The organism is Methylobacterium oryzisoli (genome assembly GCF_046557895.1).
Classification (GTDB): Bacteria; Pseudomonadota; Alphaproteobacteria; order Rhizobiales; family Beijerinckiaceae; genus Methylobacterium; species Methylobacterium oryzisoli.
On record NZ_JBKIBX010000007.1, the window covers coordinates 169,287 to 186,956 of the forward strand.

General features: G+C 71.3%; 12 protein-coding genes. 5 read left to right on the top strand and 7 right to left on the bottom strand.

What is annotated here, in order from left to right; genetic code table 11:
* Nucleotides 1–105: 105 nt before the first annotated feature.
* On the top strand, nt 106–996 hold the full coding sequence (locus tag ACKUB9_RS09610; RefSeq protein WP_407521143.1) for a DMT family transporter: 891 nt from the start codon (nt 106–108) through the stop codon (nt 994–996).
* A gap of 138 nt (nt 997–1,134) precedes the next feature.
* Nucleotides 1,135–2,817 (top strand): acyl-CoA dehydrogenase family protein, encoded by a 1,683-nt coding sequence (locus tag ACKUB9_RS09615; protein WP_407521145.1) that lies wholly within the window; start codon nt 1,135–1,137, stop codon nt 2,815–2,817.
* 55 nt (nt 2,818–2,872) lie between these two features.
* On the opposite strand, the gene ACKUB9_RS09620 is transcribed toward ACKUB9_RS09615, so the two are convergent.
* Nucleotides 2,873–4,504: an acyl-CoA synthetase gene (locus tag ACKUB9_RS09620; RefSeq protein ID WP_407521147.1), complete on the bottom strand. Its 1,632-nt coding sequence runs from the start codon at nt 4,502–4,504 to the stop codon at nt 2,873–2,875.
* 205 nt (nt 4,505–4,709) lie between these two features.
* On the opposite strand from ACKUB9_RS09620, the gene ACKUB9_RS09625 reads away from it, so the two are divergent.
* Nucleotides 4,710–6,635 carry a propionyl-CoA synthetase gene (locus tag ACKUB9_RS09625; protein ID WP_407521149.1) on the top strand — a complete coding sequence of 642 codons (1,926 nt, stop codon included), beginning with the start codon at nt 4,710–4,712 and terminating at the stop codon, nt 6,633–6,635.
* A gap of 96 nt (nt 6,636–6,731) precedes the next feature.
* On the top strand, nt 6,732–7,853 hold the full coding sequence (locus ACKUB9_RS09630; RefSeq protein ID WP_407521151.1) for an NADH:flavin oxidoreductase/NADH oxidase: 1,122 nt from the start codon (nt 6,732–6,734) through the stop codon (nt 7,851–7,853).
* A gap of 96 nt (nt 7,854–7,949) precedes the next feature.
* Here ACKUB9_RS09630 and gyrA read toward each other — a convergent pair whose 3' ends face one another.
* Nucleotides 7,950–10,679, bottom strand: coding sequence for a DNA gyrase subunit A (gyrA, locus tag ACKUB9_RS09635; protein ID WP_407521153.1), 2,730 nt, complete (start codon nt 10,677–10,679; stop codon nt 7,950–7,952).
* Nucleotides 10,680–11,102: 423 nt separating this feature from the next.
* The gene (locus ACKUB9_RS09640) at nt 11,103–11,561 is read right to left on the bottom strand and encodes a cupredoxin domain-containing protein (RefSeq protein ID WP_407521155.1); all 459 of its coding nucleotides are present in this window, start codon (nt 11,559–11,561) and stop codon (nt 11,103–11,105) included.
* A gap of 294 nt (nt 11,562–11,855) precedes the next feature.
* Here ACKUB9_RS09640 and ACKUB9_RS09645 point away from each other — a divergent pair, with 294 nt between their 5' ends.
* On the top strand, nt 11,856–12,866 hold the full coding sequence (locus tag ACKUB9_RS09645) for a KpsF/GutQ family sugar-phosphate isomerase (RefSeq protein WP_407521158.1): 1,011 nt from the start codon (nt 11,856–11,858) through the stop codon (nt 12,864–12,866).
* 6 nt (nt 12,867–12,872) lie between these two features.
* Here the strand turns inward: ACKUB9_RS09645 and ACKUB9_RS09650 are convergent, their stop codons facing one another.
* The 4 genes from ACKUB9_RS09650 to ACKUB9_RS09665 form a co-directional block, all read right to left on the bottom strand.
* Complete coding sequence (locus ACKUB9_RS09650) at nt 12,873–13,481, bottom strand: PRC-barrel domain-containing protein (protein ID WP_407521160.1); 609 nt, start codon at nt 13,479–13,481, stop codon at nt 12,873–12,875.
* A gap of 98 nt (nt 13,482–13,579) precedes the next feature.
* On the bottom strand, nt 13,580–14,464 hold the full coding sequence (gene ugpA, locus ACKUB9_RS09655; RefSeq protein ID WP_407521162.1) for a sn-glycerol-3-phosphate ABC transporter permease UgpA: 885 nt from the start codon (nt 14,462–14,464) through the stop codon (nt 13,580–13,582).
* Nucleotides 14,465–14,471: 7 nt separating this feature from the next.
* Entirely contained in the window at nt 14,472–15,794 is a 1,323-nt protein-coding gene (ugpB, locus tag ACKUB9_RS09660) for a sn-glycerol-3-phosphate ABC transporter substrate-binding protein UgpB (RefSeq protein WP_407521164.1), read from the bottom strand.
* Nucleotides 15,795–15,968: 174 nt separating this feature from the next.
* Nucleotides 15,969–17,648, bottom strand: coding sequence for a thiamine pyrophosphate-binding protein (locus ACKUB9_RS09665; RefSeq protein WP_407521166.1), 1,680 nt, complete (start codon nt 17,646–17,648; stop codon nt 15,969–15,971).
* Between the last annotated feature and the right edge of the window lie 22 nt (nt 17,649–17,670).

Genomic DNA, 17,670 nt, shown 5'->3' on the forward strand with positions numbered 1-17,670 from the left:
GAGAGAGCGTTTCCGCCACGGCGCGGCGTCATGCACGGCGAGCGGGGCGGTGCGCCGTCCGCCCCCTTGCGGCGGAAGCCCGGCCGTGCTGCCTGCGCGCGCAGAATGATCAAGACCACGCCAGATCCCGCCGCGCTCGCCGCGCGCCTCGCTCCGGCCGCGTTCGTGCTGATCTGGTCGACCGGCTTCGTGGTCGCCCGGCTGGTGGCGCCGCATGCCGACCCGCTGACCTTCCTGTGCCTGCGCTACCTCTGCACGGTTCTCGTGCTCACGACGGTGGCGGTGCTGGCGCGGGCGCGCTGGCCCTCCGGCTGGCGTGGCTGGCGCGACGCCCTGGTCTCCGGGATCCTGCTCCAGGGTGTCTATCTCGATGGAGTTTTTTGGGCCGTGAGCCGGGGGCTGCCCGCCGGCATCGCGGCGCTCGTCACCAGCCTGCAGCCGCTGCTCACCGCCCTCGTCGCCGGGCCGGTGCTGGGCGAGCGTGTCTCGGGCCGGCGCTGGCTCGGCATCGGGGTCGGCTTCGTCGGCGCCGGGCTGGTGCTGGCGCCCAAGCTCGGCGCGGCAGCCGACGCGATCCCGCCCGCGGCCCTGGGCGTCTGCTTCTGCGCCACGATCGCGATCACGTTCGGCACCCTGTGGCAGAAGCGCACGGCGGCGGCCGTGGACCTGCGCACCAACGCGGCGGTGCAGTTCCTCGGCGCGGGCCTGATGACGCTGCCGCTCGCGCTCCTGCTGGAGGAGGGGCGGTTCGACGCGTCGCTCCCCGTCTTCGTGGGCCTCGCCTGGTCGGTGCTCGGCCTGTCGGTGGGCGGGATCACCATCCTGCTCTGGCTGATCCGGCGCGGCGCGGTCGCAGGCGTCGCGGCCCTGTTCTATCTCGTGCCGCCGGTCTCGGCCGCGATGGCCTTCGGGCTGTTCGGCGAGACCCTGAGCCTGGTCCAGGTCGTCGGCATGGTGGTGGCGGTGGCGGGCGTGGCGGTCGCCAGCCGGGGCTGAGCCCCCGTCCGGGGCGACCCGCCCCCGTTCGGGGCGGCCCCCCGAAGGTCGGGGCGACGCAAGGGGACGCATCCCTCTACAAGCCGTTGCATTCGCCGCTATCATGCAGCGCACAAGATTGCGCCGGAGAAGAGAGCCATGTCAGCCCAGGCCGCGCCCCTGACCGTCGACGCCGACCTCGTGTCGCTCGCCCGCGAGGCCGCGACCGCCGCCAAGGCGCTGGCCGCCGATGCCAGCCGGCGCGTGCGCGCGAGCGTGGCGACGGCGGAGGGGCGGCTCTCGGCCGAGCGGCTGGAGGCCGAGCAGCACGCCGCGCATGGGCTGGCGTGGCTCGCCACCTACGCGGAGGCGGTCGACCAGCTCGCGGCCTACGCCGAGCGCCTCCGGGAGGCCGGCCGCCTCGGCGAGACCGAGACGCTCCTCGTGCGCATCGGGCTCGGCGAGTACCTCGACCAGATCTTCGGCGGCATCCCGATGAGCCAGGGCGAGATGGTGCGCCCCACCACCTCGCTCGGCCTGACGGCCCAGGAGGTCGCCCGCCACCGCACCGCCGCCGTCGAGACGCTGATCGCGGAGGGCAACACCGCGGCGCACCGCGCCGCCCTGGTCCGGCTGATCCGCGAGGGCCAGGGCTCCGCCACGATCGGCGATGCCGGCCTCGACGAGGACATGGAGGCGATCCGCTCCGAGATGCGCCGCTTCGGCCAGGCCGAGGTCGTGCCGCACGCCCACGAGTGGCACCTGCGGAACGCCTACATCCCCCTGGAGATCATCTCCCAGATGGCGGAACTCGGCGTGTTCGGGCTCACCATCCCGGAAGAATACGGCGGGATGGGCCTGCCGAAGATCTCGATGTGCGTGGTCTCGGAGGAATTGTCGCGCGCCTATATCGGCGTCGGCTCGCTCGGCACCCGCTCGGAGATCGCCGCCGAGCTGATCCTGTGCGGCGGCACCGAGGAGCAGAAGAGCCGCTTCCTGCCCAGGATCGCCTCCGGCGAGATTCTGCCGACCGCCGTCTTCACCGAGCCGAACACCGGCTCGGACCTCGCCAATCTCCGCACCAAGGCGGTGAAGGAGGGCGATGTCTGGAAGATCCACGGCAACAAGACTTGGATCACCCACCCGGTCCGCGCCGACCTGATGACCGTGCTGGTGCGCACCAAGCCCGACGAGCCGGGCCACCGCGGCCTCTCGCTGCTGCTCGGCGAAAAGCCGCGCGGCACGGACGAGGATCCCTTCCCGGTGGAGGGCCTGTCGGGCGGCGAGATCGAGGTGCTCGGCTACCGCGGCATGAAGGAGTACGAACTCGCCTTCGACGGGTTCGCGGTGCCGGCCGCCAACCTGCTCGGCGAGGTCGAGGGCAAGGGCTTCGCCCAGCTGATGCAGACCTTCGAATCCGCCCGGATCCAGACCGCGGCCCGCGCCATCGGGGTGGCGCAGTCGGCCCTCGACATCGGCCTGCGCTACGCCGAGGAGCGGGTGCAGTTCGGCAAGCCGCTGGTCGCCTTCCCGCGGGTGGCCGACAAGCTCGCCATGATGGCGGTGGAGATCAACATCGCCCGCCAGCTCACCTACTTCGCGGCCCGCGAGAAGGACGAGGGCAAGCGCTGCGATCTCGAAGCCGGCATGGCCAAGCTGCTCGGCGCCCGCGTGGCCTGGGCGGCGGCCGACAACGCGCTGCAGATCCACGGCGGCAACGGCTTCGCGCTGGAGTACCAGATCAGCCGCGTGCTCTGCGACGCGCGCATCCTGTCGATCTTCGAGGGCGCCGCCGAGATCCAGGCCCAGGTCATCGCCCGCCGCCTGCTCGAAACCCAGTGAGCCGGGAGGGGCTCCGGCGACGCCTCCGGAGCCCCGCCGACGCCCGCAGGGCGCTTCAGAGGGCCTTGGCCATCTCGCGCAGCACGAATTTCTGGATCTTGCCGGTCGAGGTCTTGGGCAGTTCGGTGAATACGACGTGCTTGGGCACCTTGTAGCCGGCGAGCGACTGGCGGCACCAGCCGATCAGTTCCTCGGCCGAGACCATCTCGGAAGGCTTCAGCTCCACGAAGGCGCAGGGCGTCTCGCCCCACTTCTCGTCGGGCTTGGCCACCACGGCGGCGGCGGCCACCGCCGGGTGCTTGAACAGCGCCTCCTCGACCTCGATCGACGAGATGTTCTCGCCCCCTGAGATGATGATGTCCTTGGAGCGGTCCTTGAGCTGGATGTAGCCGTCCGGGTGCTTCACGCCGAGGTCGCCCGAGTGGAACCAGCCGCCCGCGAAGGCGGCCTGGGTGGCCTTCGGGTTCTTGAGGTAGCCGCGCATCACCACGTTGCCGCGGAACATCACCTCGCCCAGCGTCTCGCCGTCCGCCGGCACCGGCCGCATCGTCTCGGGGTCGAGCACGTCGAGGGCTTCGAGCGGCGGGTAGCGCACGCCCTGCCGGGCCTTGCGGGCGGCCTGTTCGGGCTTGGTCAGCGCGTCCCAGTCGGCGTGCCACTCGTTCACCACCGCCGGGCCATAGGTCTCGGTGAGGCCGTAGAGGTGCGTGACGTCGAACCCCGCCTCCGCCATGCCGGCGAGCACCGCCTCCGGGGGCGGCGCGGCGGCGGTGAAGAACGCGACCCGGTGGGGGAGGGCGCGCCGCTCCGCCTCGGGGGCGTTGATGAGGAGCGACATCACGATCGGCGCCCCGCACAGATGGGTGACGCCGTGATCCGCGATGGCGTCGTACATCGCCTTGGCGCGCACCTGCCGCAGGCAGACATGCGTGCCCGCCACCACCGAGAGCGTCCAGGGGAAGCACCAGCCGTTGCAATGGAACATCGGCAGCGTCCAGAGATAGACCGGATGCTTGCCCAGCGTGCCCGTGACCACGTTGCCGACCGCGAGCAGGGCCGCGCCGCGATGGTGATAGACCACGCCCTTCGGGTCGCCCGTGGTGCCGGAGGTGTAGTTCAGCGAGATCGCGTCCCACTCGTCCCCCGGCATGGCCCACGCGTGGTCGGGATCGCCGGAGGCGAGGAAATCCTCGTACTCGGTCGCACCGAGGCGCTGGCCCTCGCCCGCGTATTCCGGGTCGTCGTAGTCGATCACCAGCGGCTTGACCTTGGCTTGCGCCAGGGCCGGCCCCATCACGCGGGCGAATTCGCGGTCGGTGATCAGCACCTTGGCCTCGCCGTGATCGAGGCAGAAGGCCAGGATCGCCGGATCGAGGCGGGTGTTGAGGGTGTTGAGCACCGCGCCCGTCATCGGCACCCCGTAGTGGCACTCGATCATCGCAGGCGTGTTGGCGAGCATCACCGCCACCGTGTCGCCCCGCCCGATGCCGTGGCGGGCGAGCGCCGAGGCGAGCCGCCGGGTGCGGGCGTAGAGGTCGCGGTAGCTGCGCCGCAGGGAGCCGTGGATGACCGCCACGTGGTCCGGAAACACCGAGGCCGCCCGCTCCAGGAAGCTCAGGGGCGTGAGCGGCTGGAAGTTGGCCGGGTTCCGGTCGAGGCCACGGTCGTAGATGGTCTCGGCGGTCATGACGTCGTCCTCCCGTTCGCGGCGCGCCAGCGCCCGCGCCGGCCCGAGTGTAGCCCGACCGATCGCGCCTGCGCGATGCAAAGGTCGGCGCCGCCCCGACGGCGACGAAAGATCTAAGCGCATCGGCCGATTCAACGCCCGCCTTCCGTGATCTAATCAGGATGTGAGACCGCGGAAGGCGGCCTGTTCTGACGGGGACGAAACCATGATGCCAGCCATGGACGCGGGCACGAGCCGCTACCCGGAGGTCTACGCCGCCTGGCAGGCGGATCCGGCGGCGTTCTGGGCCGAGGCGGCGCGGGCGATCGAATGGGCCAAGCCTGCCGACCGGGTCTTCGATCCGCAGGCCGGGGTCTACGGCCGCTGGTTCATGGAGGCCGAGGTCAATGCCTGCCACAACGCCGTCGACCGGCACGTGGCGGCGGGGCGGGGCGAGCAGGCGGCGATCCTGTACGAGTCCCCCGTCACCGGCACCAAGCGCCGCATCTCCTACGCGGAATTGCAGGACGAGGTGGCGACGCTGGCGGGCGTGCTGCGCGACCTCGGCGTGGAGCGGGGCGACCGCGTGGTGCTCTACATGCCGATGGTGCCCGAGGCCCTGTTCGGCATGCTCGCCTGCGCGCGGCTGGGGGCCGTGCATTCCGTGGTGTTCGGGGGCTTCGCCGCCAAGGAGCTCGCGGCGCGCATCGAGGATGCGGCGCCGAAGGTGGTGCTCGCGGCCTCCTGCGGCATCGAGCCGGGCCGCACCGTCGCCTACAAGCCCTTGCTCGACGAGGCCTGCCGCCTGTCGCAGCACAAGCTGGAGGCCTGCCTGATCCTCCAGCGCCCGCAGGCGCGCGCGGACCTCGTGGAGGGCCGCGACCGCGACTGGGCCGAGGCGGTGGCGGCCGCGCGCGCCGCCGGTCGCCGCGCCGCGTGCGTGCCAGTCGCGGCGACCGATCCGCTCTACGTCCTCTACACGTCGGGCACCACCGGCAAGCCCAAGGGCGTGGTGCGCGACACGGGCGGCTACCTCGTGGCGCTCGCGTGGTCGATGCCGAATCTCTACGGGATCCGGCCGGGCGAGGTGTATTGGTGCGCCTCCGACGTCGGCTGGGTCGTCGGCCATTCCTACATCGTCTACGGGCCGCTCCTGCACGGCTGCACCACCGTGCTCTTCGAGGGCAAGCCGGTCGGCACGCCGGACGCGGGCGCCTTCTGGCGCGTCATCGCCGAGACCGGGGCGGTGGCCCTGTTCACCGCGCCGACCGCCCTGCGCGCGGTCAAGAAGGAGGATCCGGAGGCGGCGCTGATGCGCGGCCACGACCTCTCCCGCTTCCGCACGCTCTTCCTGGCGGGGGAGCGGGCCGACCCCGACACGGTGGCCTGGGCCGAGCGCATCCTGGGCGTGCCGGTCGTCGACCATTGGTGGCAGACCGAGACCGGCTGGCCGATCGCCGCCAACCCGGTCGGGCTCGGGCTCCTGCCGGTCAAGCACGGCAGCCCGACCGTGGCGATGCCGGGCTACGACGTGCAGGTGCTCGACGAGGGCGGCAAGCCCGTGGCCGCCGACACGATGGGCACCATCGCGATCAGGCTGCCCCTGCCGCCCGGCTGCCTGCCGACCCTGTGGCGGCAGGACGAGCGCTTCCGCGAGAGCTACCTCACCACCTATCCGGGCTACTACAACACCTCGGATGCGGGCTTCCTCGACCGGGACGGCTACGTCTACGTCATGGGCCGCACCGACGACATCATCAACGTCGCGGGCCACCGGCTCTCGACGGGAGGCATGGAGGAGGTGCTGGCCTCGCATCCCTCGGTCGCCGAATGCGCGGTGATCGGCGTGCGCGACAGCCTCAAGGGCGAGGCGCCCTGCGGCTTCGTGGTGCTGAAGGCGGGCGTGGCGCGCGCACCCGACGAGATCGAGCGGGAGCTGGTGGCGCTGGTGCGCGAGCGCATCGGCCCGGTCGCCGCCTTCAAGCTCGCCCTCACGGTCGGGCGGCTGCCGAAGACGCGCTCGGGAAAAATCCTGCGCGGCACCATGAAGAAGATCGCCGACGGCGAGGCCTGGACCACGCCGCCGACCATCGACGATCCGCTGATCCTGGACGAAATCGGCGAGGCCCTGCGCGCGCGCGGCCTCGGCTGAATCACCGCTGCCGCATGCCGCCGATGCCGTGGCGGGGCTTCTCCGGGGCGGGATCCCGGGCCAGATAGGGCCCTGGTCCGCCACGGAGTTGTTGGCATGAGCACGCCTCGTCTGTTCCAGCCCCTGCGCCTCGACGCGCTGGAACTGGAGAATCGCATCCTCATCGCGCCGATGTGCCAGTATTCGGCGCGGGACGGCGAGGCGAGCGACTGGCACATGATGCATCTCGGCCAGCTCGCCATGTCGGGCGCCGGGCTTCTCACCATCGAGGCGACCGCGGTCTCGCCCGAGGCGCGCATCACCTACGGCGATCTCGGCCTCTACAACGACGCCTGCGAGCGCGAGCTCGGCCGCGTGCTCGCGGCCGTGCGCGACTACGCGCCGATCCCGCTCTGCATCCAGATCGCCCATGCGGGCCGCAAGGCGTCGAGCGAGGTTCCCTGGCGCGGGGGCGCCCAGGTCGCCGCGGATTCGCCCCAGGGCTGGCACGCCGAAGCGCCCTCCGCGCTGGCGCATGGGGAGGCGGAGCTGGCCCCTCGCGCCCTCGACGCCGCCGACCTGAAGCGGGTGCGCGACGCCTTCGTGGCCACCGCCCGGCGCGCCATGCGGCTCGGCATCGAGGCGGTCGAGATCCACGCGGCCCACGGCTATCTGCTGCACCAGTTCCTCTCGCCGCTCTCCAACCAGCGCAGCGACGCCTATGGCGGCAGCCTGGAGAACCGGATGCGCTTTCCGCTCGAGGTCTTCGACGCGGTGCGCGACGCGGTGCCGGCGGGCAAGCCGGTCTGGGCGCGGGTCTCGGCCACCGACTGGGTGGAGGAGGGATGGGAGGTCGAGCAGACCGTGGCCTTCGCCGAGGCCCTGAAGGCGCGCGGCGCCGCCGCGATCCACGTCTCCACCGGGGGCGTGTCGCCTCGGCAGAAGATCGTGCTGGGTCCGGGCTATCAGGTGCCCTTCGCCGAGCGGGTGCGGGCGGCCACCGACCTCACCACCATCGCGGTCGGTCTCATCACCGAGCCGCGGCAGGCCGAGCAGATCCTGGAGGAGGGGCGGGCCGACGCGATCTCGCTCGCCCGCGCCATGCTCTACGACCCGCGTTGGCCCTGGCACGCGGCGGCCGAACTCGGCGCCCGGGTGCGGGCGCCCAAGCAGTACTGGCGCTCGCAGCCGCGGGAATTCAAGGACCTTTTTCGCGATGCCGCCTTCGGGCAGCGGTGAGGCTAGCCGGCAAATAATTCGAGACCAGGGAGGGCGCGGGAACCCCTCTCCCGCACGGGAGAGGGGAAATCGCGCTCCTCGACGGCCCTCGGGCGCTCACGCCCCCTCGGCGGCCTCTTCCTCGCCCTCGATGTGCTCCACCGAGACGACGCGCTCGTCCTTCGCGGTGTTGAACACGGTCACGCCCTGCGAGGCGCGGCCGACGATGCGGATGTCGTCGACGGGCACGCGGATGAGCTGCCCGCCATTCGTCACCAGCATGATCTGGTCGCTCGGCTCCACCGGGAAGGAGGCGACGAGGTGGCCGTTGCGGGTGTTCACCTCCATCGCCTTGATGCCCTTACCCCCGCGCCCGGAGATCCGGTACTCGAAGGACGAGGTGCGCTTGCCGTAGCCGCGCTCGGAGAGGGTGAGCACGAACTGCTCGGCCGCCCCCATGGCGATGTAGCGGTCCTGATCGAGGTCGATCGAGGCCGCGGTCTCCTCGCCGTCCGCCTCGGGCGCGGCCGGCAGCTCGATCGCCTCGCCGGTGGCGCGCCGGTCGGCGTTGGCCCGCCGGACATAGGCCTGCCGCTCCTCCGGGGTCGCCTCGAAGTGGCGCAGGATCGTCATCGAGATGACGTGGTCGCCCTTGGCGAGGTTGATGCCGCGCACGCCCGTGGAATCGCGTCCCTTGAACACGCGCACGTCCGTGGTCGGGAAACGGATGCACTGGCCCGCCGCCGTGGTCAGCAGCACGTCGTCGGCCTCGGTGCAGATCTCGACGTGGACGATGTGGTCGCCCTCGTCGAGCTTCATGGCGATCTTGCCGTTACGGTTCACCTGCACGAAGTCGGAGAGCTTGTTGCGCCTCACGTTCCCGCTCGCGGTGGCGAACATCACGTCGAGGGTCTCCCAGGAGGCCTCGTCCTCCGGCAGCGGCATGATGGTGGTGATGCGCTCGCCGCCCTGGTCGAGGGGCAGGATGTTGACGAGCGCCTTGCCGCGGGCGTTCGGCGCCGCGAGCGGCAGGCGCCAGACCTTCTCCTTGTAGGCCTGTCCCTGCGAGGAGAAGAACAGCACCGGCGTATGGGTGTTGGCCACGAACAGCCGGGTGACGAAATCCTCGTCGCGGGTCGCCATGCCGGAGCGGCCCTTGCCGCCGCGGCGCTGCGCCCGGTAGGTCGAGAGCGGCACGCGCTTGATGTAGCCGGCGTGGGACACGGTCACCACCATGTCCTCGCGCTGGATCAGGTCCTCGTCCTCGACGTTCGAGTCGTAGTCCTGGATCTCGGTCTTGCGCGGGGTCGCGTACTCGGCCCGCACCTCCGCGAGCTCCGTCTTGACGATGCCGAGGATGCGGGCGCGCGAGCGCAGGATGTCGAGGTAGTCGGCGATCTCGTCGGCGAGCTGCTTCAGCTCGTCCCCGACCTCGTCGCGGCCGAGCGCGGTGAGGCGCTGCAGGCGCAGGTCCAAGATCGCGCGCGCCTGCGCTTCCGAGAGGCGGTAGGTGCCGTCCTCGGCGACGCGGTGGCGGGGATCGTCCACGAGCGCGATCAGCGGTGCGATCTCGGACGCCGGCCAGTCGCGGGCCATCAGCGCCTCGCGGGCGCTGTTGGGGTCCGGCGAGGTGCGGATCAGCCGGATCACCTCGTCGATGTTGGCGACCGCGATGGCCAGACCGCACAGGACGTGGGCGCGCTCGCGCGCCTTGCGCAGCAGGAACTTGGTGCGGCGGGAGACGACCTCCTCGCGGAAGTCGATGAAGGCCTGGATCAGGTCCTTCAGGTTGAGGAGTTCCGGACGCCCGCCGTTCAGCGCCACCATGTTGCAGCCGAACGAGGTCTGCAGCGGCGTATATCGATAGAGCTGGTTGAGCACGACGTCGGCCATCGCGTCGCGCTTGAGCTCCACCACGACGCGCATGCCGTCGCGGTCGGATTCGTCGCGCAGGTCCGAGATGCCCTCGATGCGCTTGTCGCGCACCAGTTCGGCGATTTTCTCGACGAGCGAGGCCTTGTTCACCTGATACGGGATCTCGGTGAAGATCAGCGCCTCGCGCTCCTTGCGCACCTCCTCGGTGTGCGACTTCGCCCGCATGATCACCGAGCCGCGGCCTGTCAGGTAAGCCGAGCGGGTGCCGGCACGGCCGAGGATCAGGCCGCCGGTGGGAAAATCCGGCCCCGGGATGATGTCGTTCAGGGCCTCGATGGTGAGCGCCGGATCGTCGATCAGCGCCACGCAGCCGTCGATCACCTCGCCGAGGTTGTGGGGCGGGATGTTGGTGGCCATGCCCACCGCGATGCCGCCCGCCCCGTTGACGAGGAGGTTGGGGAAGCGCGCGGGCAGGACCGCGGGCTCGTCCTTCGACTCGTCGTAGTTCGGGTTGAAGTCGACGGTGGCCTTGTCGATGTCCTCGAGCAGCGCCATCGCGGGCTTGGCGAGCCGCGATTCCGTGTAGCGCATCGCCGCCGGCGGATCGCCGTCGATCGAGCCGAAGTTGCCCTGGCCGTCCACCAGCATCAGCCGCATGGCGAAGTCCTGGGCCATGCGCACCAGCGCGTCGTAGATCGACTGGTCGCCGTGCGGGTGATACTGGCCCATCACGTCGCCGACGATGCGCGCCGACTTGACGTACTTGCGGTCCGGCAGATAGCCGTTCTCGTACATCGAGTAGAGGATGCGGCGGTGCACGGGCTTCAGCCCGTCGCGCGCGTCCGGCAGCGCCCGGCTCACGATCACGCTCATCGCGTAATCGAGGTAGGAGCGGCGCATCTCGTCGGTGATCGAAACGGGCTTGATGTCGCTGGCGGGCGGTGGCGCGCCGGTCTCGTCTTGCTCTGCCAAGGTCTGTCTCTCGTGGCGGCCGCGGCGGGTCCGCGCGTCCGCATAGCCGATTTGCGCCTCGGCCGCCACGATCGTGTCCGATCGCCGAAAGCGTGAAGCGCATCAGGGTTTTAGATGGTGTGCCAGGGACCGCCCGGCAACCAGCCGGGCGCCCCCGGCGGCCCCATGTCTCACCCCAGTGTCGGCCCGACATGGTTGCCAAATCACCAATGGGCCTCAAGCACGGCCTGATGTCGTTACGCGCGGCACCCGACAGACCCGCGGGATCCCCTCTCCCGAGCGGGAGAGGGGATCCCGCGTCTCATTCGGCGATGTTGCATCTGCAAGCCCGCACGGGAGAGGGGTTCCCCGTGCTGCCCGTGTCCAGCCATGTTCCGCGTCGACGGCGGTCCCATGCTAAGCCGAGATCGGCCCACGCGCGGCTCACTGGTTCGGCGCCACCAGCACCAGCTTGCCGCGGGTCGGCGTGCCCTGGTTGCGCGTCGTGGCGCAGGAGAAATCGTACTCGCCGGCCGCCAGGGTGCGCAGCCTCACCTCGCCGCGCGTGCTCGGGCGGACCGTGAAGCCGGATTCGTTGGCGATGTGGGCGAGGCCGCCGTCGTGGTGCAGGATCTGGCGGTTCTCGAACATCTTCGGCGCCGTCACGGTGGCCGGCAGTTCCGCTTGGTTGACGAGCGTGAGCGTCACGTCGGTCTCGGCCGGCAGGCGCAGTTCCGCGGGCTCGCAGCGGGTGGTGCCGCCGTCCTGGCGGATCGTCACCTCGACCGGAGGCGAGGCGTCGGTGGCCTTGGGCGGTGCCGGCTGCTGGGCCGCGAGCGCGGCGGTGGAGGCCAGCGCGAGGCCGGCGGCGAGGCTGCGGCGCAGGGCCGACGAGACGGTCATGCGGATCTCCCGTGAGGATGGGGCGCCGGATTCCGCCCGGCTGGCGTGCCGACACAATCACCGGGTCCGGGCCGGGTTCCTGCCCGTCGGGCGCGTGCGACGACGGCGCAAGGGGAGGTCCGGACGGCCCGCGTCCCGTGCCGCGGCCGCGCCGGCACCCGTATTCTGGCCGCAAAGGTCGGGGATCTTCGCCGCCTCACGAGCGGCGATCGTCGCCGCCTTGCAAGCGGCGATATTCGCCGCCACACGAGCGGCGGCCGCCGGAGCCGCCGAACAGGTCGATCGAGGGGTGACATGGAGCAGTCGGGGACCGCGCAGGCGTTCGGCGCGGGACAGGTCGTCGAGGCCGCGCATTTCTCCGCCATCCGCAGCGTGCGGACCGAGGCCGAGGCGCTGCTCGCCCTGGCTCGCTCCCTCGACGGGGAGATGAAGGCCGGGTTCGGGGCCGCGGTCGCGGCCATCCACGACATCCAGGGCCGCGTCATCGTCTCGGGCATTGGCAAGAGCGGCCATATCGGCCGCAAGATCGCCGCGACCCTCGCCTCCACGGGCACCCCGGCCTCGTTCATCCACCCGACCGAGGCGAGCCACGGCGACCTCGGGATGATCACCTCCCAGGACATCGTGATCGCCCTGTCGTGGTCGGGGGAGACCACGGAACTCGGGGACATCATCAGCTTCGCCAAGCGCTTCGCGGTGACGCTGATCGCCTTCACGTCGAACCCGACCAGCACGCTCGGCCTCGCGGCCGACATCCTGCTGCCGCTGCCGCTCGTCAAGGAAGCCTGCCCGCACAACCTCGCCCCGACCTCGTCGAGCGTGATGCAGCTCGCGCTCGGCGACGCGCTCGCGGTGGCGCTCTTGGAGCGGCGCGGCTTCTCGGCCAGCGACTTCAAGGTCTTCCATCCGGGCGGCAAGCTCGCGGCCCGACTCAAGACCGTGGGCCAGCTGATGCATGTGGGCGACGAGCTGCCGCTGGTGGCGAGCGGCATCACCATGGCGGAGGCGCTGCCCGCCATGATGGGCAAGCGCTTCGGCTGCACGGGCGTGCTCGACGATCAGGGGCGGCTCGCCGGCATGATCACCGACGGCGACCTGCGCCGGCACATGGATGCCGACCTGCTCAACCGCCGGGTGGACGCCGTGATGACGCCCGGCCCCATCACCACCGCGGCCGGCGTCTTCGCCAGCTCCGCCCTGGAGGTGATGAACCGCGCCCGCATCACGGCGCTGTTCGTGGTCGAGGACGGCCGGCCGGTCGGGATCCTGCACATCCACGACCTGCTGCGGGCCGGCGTCGTCTGAGGCCGGTTACTTCGTCTCCGCCTCGAAGCGGAACGCGGGGGCGGCCTCGAACTCGGCCTTCGTCATCCGCACCTCGGCCTCCTTCGGGCCGCCGCTCGGCCCGACCAGGGGCACGGTGGCGCGGCCGCGCGGCTGCTGCGCCGCGACCGAGCCCGTGGTGTCGCTGACGTCGCCGCTGCGGCGTTCCTCCACGGCGGCCAGCACCTCGTTGCTCGCCTGCGCGCCCGGCATGGTCCCGGGGCCGGCGCTGTCGGCCCGCGCCTCGCTCGGCGTCGACTCGGGCGTGGTGTAGGAGCGCGGCCCCGTCGCCCCATCGCCCGCGTTCCAGGCGAAGCGTTCGAAGGGCACCGCGACCTTCTTCTCGCCGAGGCCGAGGAAGCCGCCGGTCCCGACCACCACCGCGGTGACGCGGCCGTCGGGGCCGAGCAGCAGATCCTCGATGGTCCCGATCCGCACGTGGTCCATGCCGATCACCGGCACGCCCTTGAAGGCCGAGGCGCGCATCGCGCCGGCCGGCGCTTCGCTCAAGACGGGAGGCGGCGCGGCGGCGGTCTGGGCGAGAGCGGGCGCGGCCGCGAGGCAGAGGGCGAAGAGGCTGAGAGGCAGGCGGGGCATGGCGGTCTCCGGATCCCCCGGACAACGGCCCAGCCGTGCCCTGGGTTCACGGGGCCCGGATGCCGGCGCGCCGCACCGTGGAGGAGAGCCACGCGCTCTCAGTACGCGACCCGGCGCTCCACGTAGCGGAACTGGATCGCCGTGAGGCCGATCACGATCGCCATCAGCACCACGGATTGGGCCGCCGAGCCGCCGAGATCGGCGCCGATGCGGCCGTCTTGGTAGACCTTGTAGACGAGGGTCTGGGTCGACCGGCCCGGCCCGCCCGCGGTCAGCACGTCGATGATCCCGAACGTCTCGCAGAAGGCGTAGACCACGTTGACGACGAGCAGGAAGAAGGTGGTGGGGGAGAGAAGCGGGAAGACGATGGTCCAGAACCGCCGTGCCGGTCCCGCCCCGTCGATGGCCGCCGCCTCGATCACGCTGCGCGGAATGGCCTGGAGGCCGGCGAGGAAGAACAGGAAGTTGTAGGAGATCTGCTTCCAGGCGGCGGCGAGCACCACCAGCACCAGGGCGTCGGTCCCGTCGAGGAGCGGGTTCCAGGCGATGCCGAGGTCGCGCAGGAGCTGCGCCACGATGCCGAGCGAGGGCTGGAACAGGAAGCCGAACAGCACGCCCGCCACCGCGGGGGCGACCGCGTAGGGCCAGATCAGCAGGGTGCGGTAGAGGCCGCCCCCGCGGATCTCGCGGTCGGCCATCGCGGCGAGCAGCAGCGCGATGCCGAGCGAGAGGCCCGCCACCGCGGCCGAAAAAACGGCCGTGACGCCGAGCGCGTCGTAATAGGCCGGGTCCGAGAAGAGCGCCCGGTAGTTCTCGAACCAGACGAACTCGGTGGAGAGCCCGAACGCGTCCTGCGCCAGGAAGGACTGGCCCACGGCCTGCACGGCCGGCCAGTAGAAGAACAGGCCGACGACGGCGAGCTGCGGGGTGAGCAGGGCCAGCGGCAGGAGCCAGCCCCGGAAGGTCACGCGTTCGGGTCCCACCATACTCTCAGCGGTTGGCCTGACGCTCGAACTGGCGCAGGATCGTGTTGCCGCGCGTGACCGCCTCGTCGAGCGCCTCCTTGGCGGTCTTCTTGCCCGCGAGCGCCGCCTCGATCTCCTCGGCCCAGACGTCGCGCATCTGCGGCATGTTGCCGAGGCGCAGGCCGCGGGAATTCTCGGTCGGCGGCTTGTTGGTGAGTTCCCGGATCGGCACTTCGAGGGCTGGGTTCTTGTCGTAGTAGCCGTCCGCCTTCGACTTTTCGTAGGCCGCCTTGGTGATCGGCAGGTAGCCGGTGGTCTGGTGCAGCTTGGCCTGCCGGTCGGTGTCCGACAGGAAGCTGAAGAACTTCGCGACGCCCTTGTACTCCTCGGCCGACTTGCCGCCCATCACCCAGAGCGAGGCGCCGCCGATGATGCTGTTCTGGGGCGCGTTCGGCGCGTCCGGATAGTAGGGCATGGGGGCGGCCGCCCAGTCGAACTTGGCGTTGTTGCGCACCTGCCCGTAGGAGCCCGAGGAGCCGAGGAAGAGCGGGCACTCGCCCGAGGTGAAGCGGCCGAAGCCGTTGTCGTAGCGGCCCGAGTAGTCGAACAGTTTCTCTTTCTGCAGGTCCGCCAGGTTGGCGAGGTGCTTGACCTGCAGCGGTCCGTTCAGGGTCAGGCTGGTGTCGAAGCCGTCGAGGCCGTTCGCCTTGGTGGCGAGCGGCACGTCGTGCCACGCCGAGAGCTGCTCCAGGTGCGCCCAGGTCACCCAGGTGTTGGAGAAACCGCAGGTGGTGAAGCCCGCGCCCTTCAGCGCCTTGGCGGCCTCGAACACGGCCGGCCACGTCTTGGGCGGGGCGTTCGGGTCGAGCCCGGCCTTGCGCAGGGCGTCGCGGTTGACCCACATCACCATGGAGGACGAGTTGAAGGGCAGCGACAGCATCTCGCCCTTCGAGGTGGAGTAGTAGCCGGTGATGGCCGGGAGGTAGCGGGCCGGGTCGAACGGCTCGCCCGCGTCCTTCATCAGCTGGTAGACCGGCTTCACCGCGCCCTTGGCGGCCATCATGGTGGCGGTGCCGACCTCGAACACCTGCATGACGTGCGGCGCGGTGCCGGCCCGGAAGGCCGCGATGCCGGCGTTCAGCGTCTCCGGATAGGTGCCCTTGTAGGCCGGGACGATGCGGTACTCGCTCTGCGAGGCGTTGAATTCCTCGGCGAGGCGGTTCACCGCGTCGTTGTTGGCGCCGACCATGGCGTGCCACCATTGCAGCTCGGTGACCGCGAGCGCGGGCGTGGCCGCGGCGAGCCCGATCAGGGCCAGCCCGTTGCGAACGATACCGGTCAGCGCCATGACGCCTCGTCTCCTCCAGTGACGCGGGCCCTGATGGGTCTGTTGTGTTTCAGTCCGATGACGGACCTGAGCCCGCGCGGCTCGCGCCTGCGGGCAAGAGCACGGACGGCTGGTTTGGGCAAGATGGCGCGGGCGAGCGCGCGAGGCAATGACGAGGGCGCGGCGGCCCGGCCCTCAGGCCGGGCGGGCGCGCTCGCGCAGGGCGGTCAGGGTCGTGGTCGGGGTGATCGCCTCGGGGTCGATCGGGCAGTGGAGGATGGCGGGCAGGCCGGAGGCCAGGGCCCGGGCGAGGGCCGCCGGGAATTCCTCATTGCGCGTCACCCGCTCGCCGTAGCCGCCGAAGATGGTGGCGTAGGCGGCGAAGTCCGGGTTGCGCAACGCCGTGCCGAAGACGCGGCCGGGGTACTCGCGCTCCTGGTGCATCCGGATCGTGCCGTACATCCCGTTGTCCACGACGATGACGACGATCGGCAGGTCGTACTGCACGGCCGTGGCGAAATCCTGCCCGCTCATCAGGAAGTCGCCGTCGCCCGCCACCGCCACCACGGTGCGCTCCGGCAGCAGTCGCTTGGCGGCCACCGCGGCGGGCACGCCGTAGCCCATCGAGCCGGAGGTCGGGGCGAGCTGCCCGTCGAAGGCCCGGAAGGGCCAGAACCGGTGCACCCAGGTGGCGAAGTTGCCCGCCCCGTTGCACAGGATCGCGTCCGCCGGCAGCGCCTCGCGCAGGTGGGCCATGACGCCGCTCATCTGAAGCTCGCCCGGCGTGCGGATGCCCGCCGGGTCGCTCCAGGCGAGGTAATCCGCGTGGGCCTCGGCCGTGCCGGCGGCCCAGGGCAGGCGGGCGGGCGGCTGCACGGTCTCGATCGCCGCCGCGAAGGCGGCCGGGCTCGCGTTGATGGCGAGGTGCGGCCGGTAGACCCGGCCGAGTTCCTCCGGGTCCGGGTGGACGTGCACCAGCCGCTGCGCCGGCCCCGGAATGTCGAGGAGCGTGTAGCCCTGAGAGGGGATCTCGGAGAGGCGCCCGCCCACGAGGAGCAGGAGGTCGGCCTCGCGGATGCGCGCGAGGAGCTTCGGGTTCACGCCGAGCCCGAGATCGCCCGCGTAGCAGGAGTGATCGGCCGGGAAGAGGCCCTGGCGGCGGAACGAGCAGGAGACCGGCAGGGACAAAAGGTCGGCGAAGCGTGCGAAGCGCCGCACCGCGCCCGGGCTCCAGCGGCTGCCGCCGAGGATCGCCAGCGGGCGCTCGGCGTCCGCCAGGAGCTTCTGGAGCGCCACCATCTGGTTGAGCGCCGGATGGGTCTCGACCGGCACGCAGGGCTCGGCATCCGGGACGGCGGCCTGCTCGGTGAGCATGTCCTCCGGCAGGGCCACCACCACCGGTCCGGGCCGCCCGGCCGTCGCCACGTGGAAGGCGCGCGAGACGAGTTCGGGCAGCCGGGCCGGGTCGTCGACCTCCGTCACCCACTTCGCCACGGTGCCGAACACAGCCCGGTAGTCGAGTTCCTGGAAGGCCTCGCGCTCGCGCGCGCCGCGCTCGATCTGCCCGACGAACAGGATCAGCGGGGTCGAATCCTGGCGCGCCACGTGGAGGCCGGGCGCCGCGTTCATGGCGCCGGGGCCGCGGGTGACGAAGCAGATGCCGGGCTGGCCGGTGAGCTTGCCGGCGGCCTCCGCCATCATCGCGGCGGCGCCCTCCTGGCGGCAGACCGTCAGCCGGATCGCCGAATCGTGCAGCGCGTCGAGCACCGCGAGGTAGCTCTCGCCCGGCACGCAGAAGATGTCGGTGACGCCGTGCACCGAGAGCTGGTCGACGAGGATCTGGCCGCCGCTGCGGGGGGGCTTGCTCTCGCGCATCGGGTTCTCGTCTCCTCCCTCG

What these genes read in the sequence shown, in the direction of transcription:
- ACKUB9_RS09610 (WP_407521143.1), top strand. Translation starts at nt 106, where the DNA reads ATGATCAAGACCACGCCAGATCCCGCCGCGCTCGCCGCGCGCCTCGCT.
- ACKUB9_RS09615 (WP_407521145.1), top strand. Translation starts at nt 1,135, where the DNA reads ATGTCAGCCCAGGCCGCGCCCCTGACCGTCGACGCCGACCTCGTGTCG.
- ACKUB9_RS09620 (WP_407521147.1), bottom strand. Translation starts at nt 4,504, where the DNA reads ATGACCGCCGAGACCATCTACGACCGTGGCCTCGACCGGAACCCGGCC.
- ACKUB9_RS09625 (WP_407521149.1), top strand. Translation starts at nt 4,710, where the DNA reads ATGATGCCAGCCATGGACGCGGGCACGAGCCGCTACCCGGAGGTCTAC.
- ACKUB9_RS09630 (WP_407521151.1), top strand. Translation starts at nt 6,732, where the DNA reads ATGAGCACGCCTCGTCTGTTCCAGCCCCTGCGCCTCGACGCGCTGGAA.
- ACKUB9_RS09640 (WP_407521155.1), bottom strand. Translation starts at nt 11,561, where the DNA reads ATGACCGTCTCGTCGGCCCTGCGCCGCAGCCTCGCCGCCGGCCTCGCG.
- ACKUB9_RS09645 (WP_407521158.1), top strand. Translation starts at nt 11,856, where the DNA reads ATGGAGCAGTCGGGGACCGCGCAGGCGTTCGGCGCGGGACAGGTCGTC.
- ACKUB9_RS09650 (WP_407521160.1), bottom strand. Translation starts at nt 13,481, where the DNA reads ATGCCCCGCCTGCCTCTCAGCCTCTTCGCCCTCTGCCTCGCGGCCGCG.
- ugpB (WP_407521164.1), bottom strand. Translation starts at nt 15,794, where the DNA reads ATGGCGCTGACCGGTATCGTTCGCAACGGGCTGGCCCTGATCGGGCTC.
- ACKUB9_RS09665 (WP_407521166.1), bottom strand. Translation starts at nt 17,648, where the DNA reads ATGCGCGAGAGCAAGCCCCCCCGCAGCGGCGGCCAGATCCTCGTCGAC.